This is a genomic window from Micromonospora sp. NPDC007271 (genome assembly GCF_040634005.1).
GTDB lineage: Bacteria > Actinomycetota > Actinomycetes > Mycobacteriales > Micromonosporaceae > Micromonospora.
Genome location: NZ_JBEYER010000001.1, coordinates 150,884 through 163,500 on the forward strand (window position 1 = coordinate 150,884; position 12,617 = coordinate 163,500).

Consider the following 12,617-nt stretch of genomic DNA (forward strand, 5'->3'; position numbering starts at 1 on the left):
CTACTGGAGGAACGCCCCGAGCGGTGAGAGCAGCAGCCGACCGAGCAGCGCGGCGTTGTCGTCCAGCCGCTTCCGCTCGCACTCGCGGGCCTCCGGGTCGTGCCGGCACCGCCAGATCTTCTGCGCGTTACGCCAGGCGACGTTGCGGGTGTACTCCACCAGTTCGCCCTGGTACCAGTCGTCGATGTCGCCGTTCAGCATGTCGATCATCAGCTGCCAGTTGTCCAGGTAGCCCCGGCGCAGCCCCGGGATCCGCTCGGCGAAGATCTTGTTGATCTCCAGGTAGTCGCGGTGCTGCTCGCTGCCGTCGACCGGCTCGGACTCGAGGCTGTCGAGCGTGGTCACCAACGCGAACGGCAGGTCGTAGTTGATGTGCGCGTTCACCCCGGCGGCGGCCGAGGGCAGCGGCCGGGCGTCCGGGCCGCGCATGCGCTTGAACAGGCAGGACCACGCCCCCGGGGTGTTCGGGCTGGACTCGGTCCAGAACCGCAACGCGTCGAAGTAGCGGGCGGCGAACTCCACGTCGAGCCGGGCCAGGAACACCGGGTCGGCGAAGCGGTCGTCGTACAGGCCGTCCAGGACGCTGGTGGTGATGGTCAGGTAAAGCTTGTTGAAGTCCGCCAGGGGGCAGCTCTCCTCCAACGGAGGCAGCCGGACCAGCAGATCCTGGAGCTTGGTGAGGTGGTCCACGACCGCCGGCACGTCGGCGGGATGGTCCGCGAGCAGCCCGACGACGTCCTGGTGCACCGGACCCCATACCGGTTCGGTCATCTCTCCTCCATTGTGGCGGGACGCCTGGCGGCGGCGCCGGGACGCTGGACAGCCTTGCAGCCGGCACCGGCCGGCCGGATCCGTCGAACGACGTATTCGCCGCGAACGGCGGTCACTCGGGACGGTTGCGCAGGAAGATCGCGCTGGCCTGCACCCGGGTGCGGACCTGGAGCTTGTCGAAGATGTGCGACACGTGCACCCCGATGGTCCGTTCGCTGATGAACAGCCGCTGGCCGATCTCCTTGTTGGTCAGTCCCTCGGCGACGGCCGCGAGCACCTCGCGCTCCCGGGCGGTGAGCACGGCCAGCTCGTCCACTGACGCACCGGCCGGCGCCGCGGTCCGGGGGCGGGGCACCGGCCGCGCCGGCCGCGCCGCGACGGGATGTTCCTCCAGGGCCACCCGGGCCCGCCCGGCCACGGTACGGATCTCCGAGCTGAGCGGCACCGCACCCAGCCCCTGTGCCATCTGGTACGCCTGCCGCAGCAGCTTGCCCGCGGTCGCCACCCGGACGCGCCGGCCCAGCAACGCCTCGGCCTGCCGCAGCCGCGAGTACGCCGCCGGGTAGGGGTGGTTCCGACGGTCCCACTCGGTCGCCGAGCGGGCCCACAGGTCCGGGTCGCCCCGGCCGTCGTCGAGTCGGCTGATCTCGGCGTCACAGAGCGCCAGGAACCCGTCGGCGACGTAGCGCACCGGGGCGCCGGCCTTCTCGCTCTTGCGGGCCACCCGGTCGACCACCTCACGCAGCCGGCGTACCGCCGTGGGGTCCACCTCGACGGTCCGGCTCGTGTACGCCTCCGCCTCCGCCCGCAGACCGTGCCAGGCGAGGGTGGCGAGCACGATGACGTCGTCGGAGCGGCTCTCGGTCAGCCCCCGTTGGACGGCCTGCCGGGCCAGGTCGTGCCGGCCCTGCCACATGGCCAGCCCGGCCCGCAGGATGAGCATCGGCAGCACGTGCCGCGCGCCGCCACCGGCGAGCACGGTGGCCACCGCCTCCAGGTCCCGGTCGGAGGCCTCGATGTCGCCGTACCCGACGGAGAGCCGGCACCGGGCGAGCAGCAGCTCCACCGCGTCGGCGCCCGAGGGACGGTGCCGCAGCGCGGCGGCGACCACCTTCTCCGCCTCCGCCCACTGCCCGACCCGGAACAGCCCGTTGGTGGCGATGGCCAGCAGCCGCGTCTCCCAGGTGCGGCCGAGCCCCAGCTCGGCGACCCGCTCCGCGCCCCGGCGGGCCACCACCACGCCCTCCTCGAGGATGTTCAGCGGCCCGGTCAGCAGCTCGGCCAGGTGCAGGTACGCGCAGGCCACGTCCTCCGGCCGGCCGGACCGCTCAGCGGTCTCCAGGGCCTGCCGCATGACCGCCAGCCCACCGTCCGGGTCCTCCAGGAAGGCGTCGCTGTAGCCGAGCGCGGCGCTGGCCAGCACCACCTCCGAGGTGGTGCCGTCCACCGCGGCGGCCAGCTGGAGCGCCTCCCGGGCCTGGTCGCCGGCCTCGGCGTACCGGCCCAGGTGCAGCAACAGCTCGGCCAGGTGGGCGGCGGCGCTGGCCCGCTCGCGGGGCGTGCAGCCGGCGACCGCCAGGGCCCGCCGGTACTCCGCCTCGGCCGGGGCGGACCGGCCGGCGGCGGCCAGATAGCGGGCCCGGCGGATGTGCAGAGCGCAGGCCGTCGGGCCGGCAGGGTCCTCGGCCAGCTCCTCCAGCAGGGTCAGCGCCCGGGCGTGCTCACCGCAGTGGTGGGCCGTCTCGGCGGCGTGCTCCAGCAGCTCGGCCCGGTTCACCTCGACCGGGGCCGGCCGGTCGGCGTCGGGCGGCCCCGCCGCCGGGGCGGCGGCCAGCTGCAGCGCCGCCGACCAGTGGCGATGCGCCTCGGCGTACCCGTGCAGCCGCTCCGCCTCGCGGGCCGCGGCCATCGCGGCCGGCAGCGCGCGGCCGGGTTCGCCGGCCAGCCGCCAGTGGTGGGCCAGCCGGGCCTGGTGCAGCTCCGCGGTGGCCGAGGTGAGCGCCTCGGCGTAGCGGCGGTGCAGCGAGGCCCGCTCGGCGGGCAGCAGTTCGTGCCCCAGCACCTCGGCGACCAGCCGGTGCCGCAGCCGGTAACCGTCGTCGGCGCCGACCAGCAGCCGGTGCGCCACCGCGGCCCGGACCGCCTCGATCAGCTCCTCCTCGGGCAGCCGGACCACCTGGGCCAGCAGCCAGTGCTCCACCGGTTCCACGCCCGCGGCGACCGCGTGCACCACGGCGTGCGCGTGCTGCGGCAGCGCGTCGACCCGGGCCAGGAACACCTCGCGCAGCGTGTCGGAGAGCCCGTCGTGGCCGTCGCGCAGGTCCCGGGCCAGCTCCTCGACGACGAACGGGTTGCCGCCGCTGCGCTGCCACATCTGGTCGGCGGCGTCCGGGGGCAGCGGCGCGCCGACGATCGCGGCGGCCAGCTCGTCGGTGCCGGCGCGGTCCAGCGGCGCCAGGTCGACCACCCGGACCGACCGCAGCCGGCGCAGCTCGGTGAGGACCCGGCGCAGCGGGTGCGCGCCCTGCAACGCCTCGGCCCGGATCGCCGCGAGCACCGACAGCTGGAGGTCGCCGAGGCCGGCGAGCAGGTAGAGCAGGAGTTGGCGGGTGCTCCGGTCGACCCACTGCAGGTCGTCCAGGACGAGGACCAGCGGGCGACCGGCGGCCACCACGTGCAGGCCCCGGGACACCCGCTCCAGCAGCGCGCCCGCGCCGTCGGGCCCCGGGGTCTCCTCGTCGAAGACCTGCAGCAGGCCGCGCACCGCGGAGGTGGTGCGGGCCTCGGTCAGCTCGGCGTCGAAGCGACGCAGCGCCTGCCGCAACGGGTGCAGCGGTGAGGCGTCGCCGATGTCCAGACAGGAGCCGGTGAGCACCAGCGCGCCCGCGTCCCGCAGCCCGTCGCTGACCTCGGTCAGCAGTCGGGTCTTGCCCACCCCGCCCTCGCCGGTGAGGAAGACGGCCGCGGTGTGCCCGGGCGCGATGCCGTCGAGCAGCGCCGACCGGAGCATCGCCAGGGTGTCGGCACGGCCGACGAGCGGTGCGGTGTCCACATCGCTGCCCATGGCCCGCAGCCTAATCACAGGTCCCCGCACCGTTCTACGGGCTCAGGGTGCCAGTGGTACCTCTCGCGTCGACATTGCGACTAAAGGTTGCGGGTGGTCGACATACGTCGTCCTACCGATCCCCCGACGACCCGGTGGTGAAAGTCTCCGGAGGTCGTCAGGCACCGGACGGCGCGAAAGGGTGGGTGCGATGCCAATGACCACGATCGTGGGAAGTCGGGAAGCCGTCATCGCCGCAGACTGGCCGGTGCCCGAGGAGAGGCGTACGGTCAGCGTGCTCTTCGCCGACATCGTCGGCTCGACCGGGCTGGTCGAGCGGCTGGATCCGGAGGACGTGCGGGAGCTGCAACGGGCGTACTTCGCCACCGTCGCCGGGGTACTGCGCCGCTGGAACGGCGTGGTGGAGAAGTACGTCGGCGACGCGGTGATGGCGTTGTTCGGGGCGCACGGCTCCGACGGGTTCGACGCGTACCGGGCGGTGCGGGCCGGGCTGGAGATCCAGGACGCGCTGGACCGGCGGGCGTCGACCCGCGGGCTACGGGTCCGGGTCGGCGTGGCCACCGGGGAGGTCGTGGTCGACCTGGCCGCCAGCCGGGACGGCGGTCACGGCACGGCCAGCGGCGCGGTGATCACCAGGGCGGCCCGCCTCCAGGAGTACGCCCCGCCGCGCGGGGTGGTGGTCTGCGCGGCCACCGGGCACTGCGTCGCCGGGCTGGTCGTGCAGCGACCGCTGGCCGCGATGACGGTGGCGGGGAAGGCGCAGCCGTTGGATGTCTGGCGGGTGGTGGGGGTGGCCCGGCCGCAGCCCGCCCGCCACCACGGCCAGCTGGTCGGCCGGCGCCGCGAGTTGGCCACCGCGGGCGACGAGATCGCCCGGGCGGTACGGGAGCGCCGGCCGCGCTGGGTCTCCCTGTTCGGCCCGGCGGGCAGCGGACGCAGCCGGATGCTGCACGAGCTCGCCCACGTGACGTCGACTGTGGATGACGTGCCGGTCCGCTGGTGCGTCACGCACTGCCCGCCGTACCCCGAGGGGGAGCTGGCGCCGCTGGCCGACATGGTCCGCGCCTTCGCCCGGGTCCGCGACACCGAGCCGACCCCGACCGTACGCCGCCGGCTGGCCACGGCGCTGGACGGGCTGCTGCCGCCGGCCCGCCGTGCCGCGGCGGCCCGCGCGCTGGCCGACTTCGTCGCGGCGCCGGCCGACCCCGGGGCAGCGGTTCGCGGCGCCGAGGTCTGGCGGGAGGTCCTCCTCGCACTGGCGGCCGGCCAGCCGACCGTGGTGGCGGTGGACGACGTGGACCGGGCCGCCCCGGCGGTGAACCGCTTCCTGCACCGGCTCTTCACCACGGCGAGCGAGCGGGGGCTGCCCCTCGCCGTGGTGGTCACCCACGGTCCGGGCTGGGCCGACCTGCTGCCCGGGGCGGCCGGTCGGCGACGCCGGGTGCCGCTGCCCGCGCTGGGCGCGGTGGACACCGGGCGGCTGCTCCGGCACCTGCTCGACCGGGCCGGCCGACCGGCCGCGCTGGCCGGGGCACTGCTGCCCCTGGTGGGCGGGAACCCGGCCGTCGCGCAGGCGTACGTCCGGGCGCTCGACGAGGACAGCGACCCAGCCGGGGTGCCGGAGGCGGTGCGCCGCCTGGTCGACGCCCGGCTGGACCGGCTCGACGGCGGGCAGCGGGCGGTGCTGATGGCCGGCGCGGCCCACGGGACGCACTTCACGGCCGACACGATCGACCAGCTGCTCGGCTGGACGCCGGGCCGGGCCGAGCCGGTGCTGCGCACGTTGGACGCGGCCGGCCTGCTGCGCCGGAACACCCACGGCAGGTACGCCGTCGCTGAGCCCACGGTGGCCCGGGTGGCGCGGCACCGGCTGCCCCGCGCGCTGCGGGCGGAGCTCGCCCGGCGGGCGCGGACCGCCCCGCAACCCGCGGTGGCCACCCGGACCGGCGCGGGGGCGCGCCCGGACCGCGTCCGCGCCACGGCAGGGCTCGCGGATCGGTCGAGCGCCGGCCCCCGGGTCGGCGACCCGGCGACCTGCCCGACGACGGCGAACTGCCCGGCCCGGCCGGGTGCCGGGTGGTCGCCGGGCGATGGTGGGACGAGGGGGCCGCTGTCCAGTTCCCCGTCCCGGTTCGCCGGCCTGCCGCACACCGGGTTGCCGCGCGGAGAGGGCGCACCGGTGGACGGTCGCCGGCAGGCACTGCCGGCCGTCGGGCCGCCAGCCGTGGCGAAACAGGGCCGGGAACCGGCGCACCGGGCAGCGACCCGGGCGCGAGCCCGGGGACGCGGTCTCACGGGCGCCTTCGCCGGGTCGCCGGCACTCGCCGTGGCCTGAGCCCGGCGCCGGGGCGGAGCGGGCACGGGGCCGCTCCGTCCCGGCGTCGTCCCGGTCCTCGCCTGCCGAGGCTCAGTGGTCGGCGAGGAACGCCAGGGCGCGGTCCCAGGTCAGCGCGGCCGCCAGCGGGTCGTGATCCGGCAGATCGGGGTCGGTGTAGAGGTGCCCGGGGCCCGGGTAGCGGTACACGGACAGCTCCGCGCCGGCGGCGGTCATCGCCCGCCGCCACTCCGCCACCTCGTCCGGCGGCTCGTACTCGTCAGGGTCGGCGAGGTGCAGCTGCACCGGCAACCCGGGACGCACCGACTCCGGGGTGCCGCCGGTGCCCTGCAGCAGGAGCAGCGCCGCCGCCTGGGGCCGCTCGGCGAGCAGCGCCCCGGCCACTCCGGCGCCCATCGAGAAACCGGCCAGCACCGCCTCGGCGGGGAGATCGCCTGCCGCCGCGCGGGCGCGGTCCAGCACGGTGTCCCGGCCCACCTTGTCGAGCAGGGCGAAACCGTCCGCGACGGTGTCCGCGGCGGGCAGCCCGTACAGATCCGGGGTGGTGACCTCGTGCCCGGCGGCGCGCAGCCGGTCAGCGGCGGCCAGCACGGCGGTCCGCAGCCCGTAGACGGAGTGCAGCAGCAGGATGTGTGCCATCGGCCCATCCTGCTGCCGGCGCACCGGCAGATCGGGCAGCCGCGCCGGTGCAAGCTCAGCCCAGCGACTCGATCCGGGCCACCAGCTCGGCCGGCGGCGGCATCGCCGCGATCTCCCGGCTCACCTGGCGGGCAGCGGCGGCGAGCTGGGTGTCGGTGACCAGCCGGGTCAGGACGTCGGCGCTGATCCCGGCGGGCGGCGCGGCGAGGCCGGCGCCCCGGTTCGCCACCAACGTGGCGTTGTACCGCCGGTCACCTGCGCCGGTGGTGGCGAGCTGCGGTACCCCGGCGACCAGCGCACCGAGCACGCTGCCCGCACCGCCGTGGTGGACGAGCGCGGCACTGGCGGGCAGGGCGGCGCCGATTGGGATCCAGTCGACGGTCCGGACGTTGGCCGGAAACACCGAGCGGGACAGCCGCCCGTGCGGCCGGACCAGGACGAACTCGGCGTCCACCCGGTCGGCGGCGGCGACCACCGCCCGCATCGGGCCCGCCCCGCCCGGCCCGGCCACGGTGCTCCGGCTGACCAGCACCCGTGGCCGCTCCCCCGGTTCGCGCAGCCAGTCCGGCAGCGCACCGCCACCGGCGTACGGCTCATAGCGCATCGGCCACCCGTCCTGGGTCACCACGCTGGGCGGGGCGACGGCGATCGCCCCGGCGGGTGGCGGGATCGCGGCGACGTGGTGCCGACGCAGCGCCCGGGTGAGCCGTTCCGTGGTGACCCGGACCAGCTCACGCCCGTCGAAGAGCGAGTTCTCGTGGCGTACCGCCGGGACGCCGATCCGGGCCGCGGCGAGCGCGCCGGCCACCGCGAACGGCTCGTGTACGACCACGTCAGGGGACCACTCGCGGGCCAGGGCGACGAGGCCGTCGGCCAACTCGTCATTGACCTGTCCGAAGAGGAGGGCGGCACCACGGGTGCCGGCCGTGCCGGCCAGCTCGGCCCGGGCGATCAGCGGGTGGCGCAGCAGGACGCCGCGGGCGATCCGGCCGAAGTCGAACGCCGGCGCGACGTCGCGGACCGGCAGCCCGGACCGGGCCGCCGCGAGGCCGTCGGCCGCGGTGGCGACCAGCACCTCGTGCCCGGCGTCGCGCAGGGCGAGGGCGAGCGGCAGCAGGGGGAAGACGTGCCCGATCAGGGGCGCGGACGCCACAAGTACACGCATCCCCCGGATGCTAGTAACTAGGTCGTCGCCGGGTGGGGGCGCTCGCCGGCTCAGCCGGCCCCGTCGGCCCGCACGTCTCGGGACAGGGTGCGGCTACGGCCACGGAACTCGGCGACCACCTCGCCGTCCCGCCACACCGTGACGTCGTAGATGCCGCTGCGGCCATAGCGGACCCGCTCGGTGGCCCGGGCCTCCAGCAGGTCGCCCTCGCGCACCGGACGCAGGAAGCTGATCTCGCCGCCGGCGGCCACGGTGGCCGGGCCGTGGCTGTTGCAGGCCAGCGCGAACGCGGTGTCGGCGAGCAGGAAGACGAAGCCGCCGTGGCCGATCGCGTGGCCGTTGAGCATGGCCGGGGTGACCCGCATCCGGGCCACCGCGGCACCGTCGCCGGCCGAGACCAGCTCAATGCCGAGCCCCTTGGAGGCCACGTCGGCGTCGAACATGTCGTGGGCCGCCGTGCGGCCGTCGTGTTCCGCCATCTCAACGCCCCCGCCGCTGGTCCACGATCCGGCGCATCTTGCCCATCGACCGTTCCACCCCGTCGGGCTCGATCACCTGCACCGCCACGCTCACCCCGATGGTGTTCTTGACCTGCTGCACCAGGGCCACCCCGGCCCGTTCCGCCTCGTCGGCGGGCACCCCGGCCCGCCGCTCCACCTTGACGGTGAGCGAGTCCATCCGGCCCTGCCGGTCCAGCACGCACTGGAAGTGCGGCGACAGCGCGGGCGTACGCAGGATCAGCTCCTCGATCTGGGTCGGGAAGACGTTCACCCCGCGGACGATCATCATGTCGTCGGTCCGTCCGGTGATCTTTTCGATCCGCCGCATCGTCCGGGCGGTGCCCGGCAGCAGCCGGGTCAGGTCCCGGGTGCGGTAGCGGACCACCGGCATGGCCTCCTTGGTGAGCGAGGTCAGCACCAGCTCGCCCTGCTCACCGTCGGGCAGCACCTCGCCGGTGACCGGGTCGATGATCTCGGGGTAGAAGTGGTCCTCCCACAGGTGCAGGCCGTCCTTGGTCTCCACGCACTCCACGGCCACTCCGGGCCCCATCACCTCGGACAGGCCGTAGATGTCCACCGCGTGCATGTCCAGGCGCTGCTCCATCTCGCGGCGCATGTCCTCGGTCCACGGCTCGGCGCCGAAGATGCCGACCTTGAGCGAGGTGGCCCGGGGGTCGACGCCCTGGCGTTCCATCTCGTCGACGATGGCCAGCATGTAGCTGGGCGTGACCATGATGAGGTCCGGCTCGAAGTCGCGGATCAGCATCACCTGCCGCTCGGTCATGCCCCCCGAGACCGGGATGACCGTGCAGCCCAGCTCCTCCGCGCCGTAGTGGGCGCCGAGCCCGCCGGTGAAGAGCCCGTAGCCGTACGCGACGTGCACCCGGTCGCCGGGCCGGCCGCCGGAGGCGCGGATCGAGCGGGCCATCAGCTTCGCCCAGGTGGCCACGTCGGCGCGGGTGTAGCCGACCACGGTGGGGCGGCCGGTGGTGCCCGAGGAGGCGTGCAGCCGGGCGATCCGCTCCCGGGGCACGGCGAACATGCCGAAGGGGTAGTTCTCTCGCAGCTCGACCTTGCTCGTGAACGGGAACCGGGCCAGGTCGGACAGCTCGCGCAGGTCGTCCGGGTGCGCCCCGGCCGCCTCGAACGCCCGGCGGTAGTGCGGCACGTTGTCGTACGCGTGCCGCAGCGACCAGCGCAGCCGATCCAGTTGCAGCGCCCGCAGTTCGTCGACGCCGGCCCGCTCGACGGGCTCCAGCTCGTCGGGACGAGGGGTGCGGTCCTGCACGGTTGCCTCCTGCACGACGGTCCCGACGCCGCCTCGCGCCGGACGATGCCGCATACCGTACGCCCGTACCGAGCGTCCTGCCAGGTCAGGCTGGGGGTGGCCAGCACTCATCGTGATCATGGGGGGACGGCCCGCAGCCGGGCCGACCCCCGGGCTTATGGTGGGGGCACCGTGACACGACCACCCGAGTTCCCCGTCGACCCCGACGTCGACCTGCACGTACCCGCCGACCGGCGGGAGCTGACCGCCCACCCGGCGGCGGTGCTCGGCACCATCGCCGCCGGCGGCGTGCTCGGCGCGCTGGCCCGGGCCGGCCTCCAGGCGGCGTTCCCGCACCCGCCCGCCGGCTTTCCGTGGGCCACCTTCGGCATCAACGTCGTCGGCTCGCTCCTGATCGGCGTGCTGATGGCGGTGCTCACCGCCCGCCCGGCCGGCCCGCTGGTCCGGCCGTTCCTCGGCGTCGGGGTGCTCGGCGGCTTCACCACGTTCTCCACGTACGCCGTGGACGCGCAGCGGACGGTGGCGGCCGGGGAGCCGGGCACAGCGCTGGCGTACCTGGCGGCGACCCTGGTCGGGGCGCTGCTGGCGGTCTGGGCCGGGGACGCCGTGGCCGGCCGGCTGCTGGCCCGGCGCGCGGGGGCGGCCCGGTGACCGTCCTGCTGATCGCGATCGGGGCCGCACTCGGCGCCCCGCTGCGCTACCTCACCGACCGGGCGGTGCAGGCCCGGCACGACTCCGTCTTCCCCTGGGGCACCCTGACCGTCAACGTGGCCGGGTCACTGCTGCTCGGCGCGGTGGCCGGGATCCCGGCCACCGCGGCGGTGACCGCGCTGGTCGGCACCGGCTTCTGTGGCGCGTTGACCACCTGGTCCACCCTGAGCTACGAGACGCTGCGGCTGGCCCGGTCGGGCGCCCGCCGGCACGCCCTGGCGAACGTGCTGGTCAGCATCGTCGCCGGGCTGGCCGCGGCGACCCTCGGGTACGCCGTCGCCCACACCCTGGCCGGCTGACCGGCGGCCCGGAGCCCACCCGCCGGCGAGGACGGCAACCACACCGCCGGGCAGCAACCGCACGCCGGACGGCAACCGCACCGGGCGACGGCCGGGCCGTCAGCGGGCGCGGCGCTCCGGGTGGGCCCGGTTCCAGGCCCGCATCCGCTCCGGGTAGCCGGTGCGCGCCGCTTCGTACAGCGGGACCGCGTGGCGCCGCGCGATCTTGGCAGCGGCCCGGGGCGAGCCCGTTCGGCGGCGGATCCACTCGCCGTCGTGGGCGATGGCGACCACGGTGGTGTCGGTGGCCGTGGTCTCCGGCTCCAGGTAGAACTCCACGCCCCGGCGGCTGGTCACGAACGCCTCCAGCGCGGCCAGGTCCTCCCCGGTCGCCTCGCGGTCGAGCTTGGTCGGGGTGGTCGGGTCGGCGGCCCGTCGGCTGAACCAGCCCATGCCGGCCTCCTCTCGTCGGGTCCGTCCCAGTGCAGCACCCGTACCTGAGGACCGGCTGCGAGCCCGGTGGGAAGCCGCTGACCGACCGGGCCGGATGTCCGGGGTCAGCGGGCCGGCGGGCGCAGCACCGGGACCAGGGCGAGGGTGGGCAGCAGCAGGAGCGGCACGACGCCGAGGGCGTGCAGGGTGCCCAGGTGGTCGCCGAGGAGACCGAGCAGCGGCGGACCGCCGAGGAAGGCGGTGTAGCCGATCACGGCGACCACGCTGACCCGGGCCGGTGCCCGGTCCTCGTCGTCGGCGGCGGCGCTCATCCCGACCGGGAAGCCGAGCGACGCCCCGACCCCCCAGCACGCCACGCCGATCACGGCGAGCGGCCCCGAGCCGGCCAGCACGGCCAGTGCGGCCCCGGCGGCGGCCAGCCCGATGGTGCCGAACAGCACCGGCACCCGCCCCCAGCGGTCGATGGCGAGGGTGCCGGCGGTCCGGCCGAGGGTCATGCCGACCACGAAGACGCCGAAGACCATGGCGCCGGCCGCCTCGCTGAGGCCGTAGCCGTCGACGAACGCCACCGCCAGCCAGTCGTTGGCGCTGCCCTCGGTGAACGCCATGACCAGCACCAGCAGGCCGATGAGCAGGGTGCGCGGCTCCCGCCAGGTGGCCAGCAGCGCCCGACGCCGGGCTGCCGGATCCGCCGGGCCGTCCGCCTCGGCGGGGGCGGGCAGGAACGCGCGGGCGCCGAGCAGCGTGCCGACCAGCACCACGGCCGCGAGCGTGGGCAGGTGCACCCCGACCGGTACGTCCAGCCGAGCCGCCCCGGCACCGATCCCGGCCCCGGCCACCGTCCCCAGGCTCCACGCCGCGTGGAAGCGGGGCAGGATCGTCCGGCCGAGGCGCTTCTCCACCGCCGCGCCCTCAACGTTCATCGCCACGTCACAGGTGCCGGAGCCGTAGCCGAAGGCGAACAGCCCCAGCGCGACCCCGGCCACCGAGCCGAGCAGGCCGGCCGAGAGACCGGCGACGACCGTGCCGAACGCGACGAACAGGACCGACGCCGCGACCGTGCGGGCCGGGCCGAGCCGCTGGGTGACCAGCCCGGCGACGGGCATCGCCAGCACCGCGCCGGCCGACATGGCCAGCAGCAGCAGGCCGAGCCGGCCGGCGCTCAGCTCGAGCGCCTCGCGTACCGCCGGCACCCGGGAGAACCAGGTGCCCACCGCGAGCCCGTTGAGGGCGAAGACGACGGCCACCCCGTTCCGGGCGGCCACGACCGCCCGGGGCGCGGCGGGCCGGTGGGTCGGCGTGTCGATGGTGCTGCTCACCGCTTGTCTTCCTCTCCCCCGGGCTGTCCGACGACCATCCCATACCTGAGAGCGCTCACACGACAACCGCTTTCCACCCCTTACCGCGGGCGGC

General features: G+C 75.7%; 11 protein-coding genes. 3 read left to right on the forward strand and 8 right to left on the reverse strand.

Annotated features, from left to right (window positions below):
* Entirely contained in the window at positions 1-771 is a 771-nt protein-coding gene (locus ABZ570_RS00705) for a DUF5995 family protein (protein ID WP_358055217.1), read from the reverse strand.
* 112 nt (positions 772-883) lie between these two features.
* Positions 884-3,835 carry an AAA family ATPase gene (locus tag ABZ570_RS00710; RefSeq protein ID WP_358055219.1) on the reverse strand — a complete coding sequence of 984 codons (2,952 nt, stop codon included), beginning with the start codon at positions 3,833-3,835 and terminating at the stop codon, positions 884-886.
* A gap of 190 nt (positions 3,836-4,025) precedes the next feature.
* Between ABZ570_RS00710 and ABZ570_RS00715 the strand changes: the two genes are divergently transcribed.
* Positions 4,026-6,170: an adenylate/guanylate cyclase domain-containing protein gene (locus ABZ570_RS00715; protein ID WP_358055221.1), complete on the forward strand. Its 2,145-nt coding sequence runs from the start codon at positions 4,026-4,028 to the stop codon at positions 6,168-6,170.
* A gap of 72 nt (positions 6,171-6,242) precedes the next feature.
* Here the strand turns inward: ABZ570_RS00715 and ABZ570_RS00720 are convergent, their stop codons facing one another.
* Genes ABZ570_RS00720 through paaK form a run of 4 tightly spaced genes read right to left on the reverse strand, consistent with a single transcriptional unit; the run spans position 6,243 to position 9,762 of the window.
* Entirely contained in the window at positions 6,243-6,809 is a 567-nt protein-coding gene (locus ABZ570_RS00720) for a dienelactone hydrolase family protein (protein ID WP_358055223.1), read from the reverse strand.
* Between the two features lie 55 nt (positions 6,810-6,864).
* Positions 6,865-7,974, reverse strand: coding sequence for a nucleotide disphospho-sugar-binding domain-containing protein (locus tag ABZ570_RS00725; protein WP_358055225.1), 1,110 nt, complete (start codon positions 7,972-7,974; stop codon positions 6,865-6,867).
* A gap of 50 nt (positions 7,975-8,024) precedes the next feature.
* Positions 8,025-8,453, reverse strand: a complete 429-nt coding sequence (gene paaI, locus ABZ570_RS00730; protein ID WP_358055227.1) for a hydroxyphenylacetyl-CoA thioesterase PaaI — start codon at positions 8,451-8,453, stop codon at positions 8,025-8,027.
* Position 8,454: 1 nt separating this feature from the next.
* The gene (gene paaK, locus ABZ570_RS00735) at positions 8,455-9,762 is read right to left on the reverse strand and encodes a phenylacetate--CoA ligase PaaK (protein WP_358055229.1); all 1,308 of its coding nucleotides are present in this window, start codon (positions 9,760-9,762) and stop codon (positions 8,455-8,457) included.
* A 171-nt stretch (positions 9,763-9,933) separates the two neighbouring features.
* On the opposite strand from paaK, the gene ABZ570_RS00740 reads away from it, so the two are divergent.
* The gene (locus ABZ570_RS00740; RefSeq protein ID WP_358055231.1) at positions 9,934-10,413 is read left to right on the forward strand and encodes a CrcB family protein; all 480 of its coding nucleotides are present in this window, start codon (positions 9,934-9,936) and stop codon (positions 10,411-10,413) included.
* Positions 10,410-10,772, forward strand: a complete 363-nt coding sequence (gene crcB / locus ABZ570_RS00745; RefSeq protein ID WP_358055233.1) for a fluoride efflux transporter CrcB — start codon at positions 10,410-10,412, stop codon at positions 10,770-10,772. Before ABZ570_RS00740 ends, crcB begins: the two co-directional genes overlap by 4 nt.
* Positions 10,773-10,871: 99 nt before the next feature.
* On the opposite strand, the gene ABZ570_RS00750 is transcribed toward crcB, so the two are convergent.
* Positions 10,872-11,204, reverse strand: coding sequence for a hypothetical protein (locus tag ABZ570_RS00750; RefSeq protein WP_358055235.1), 333 nt, complete (start codon positions 11,202-11,204; stop codon positions 10,872-10,874).
* Positions 11,205-11,308: 104 nt separating this feature from the next.
* On the reverse strand, positions 11,309-12,523 hold the full coding sequence (locus ABZ570_RS00755; protein ID WP_358055237.1) for an MFS transporter: 1,215 nt from the start codon (positions 12,521-12,523) through the stop codon (positions 11,309-11,311).
* Between the last annotated feature and the right edge of the window lie 94 nt (positions 12,524-12,617).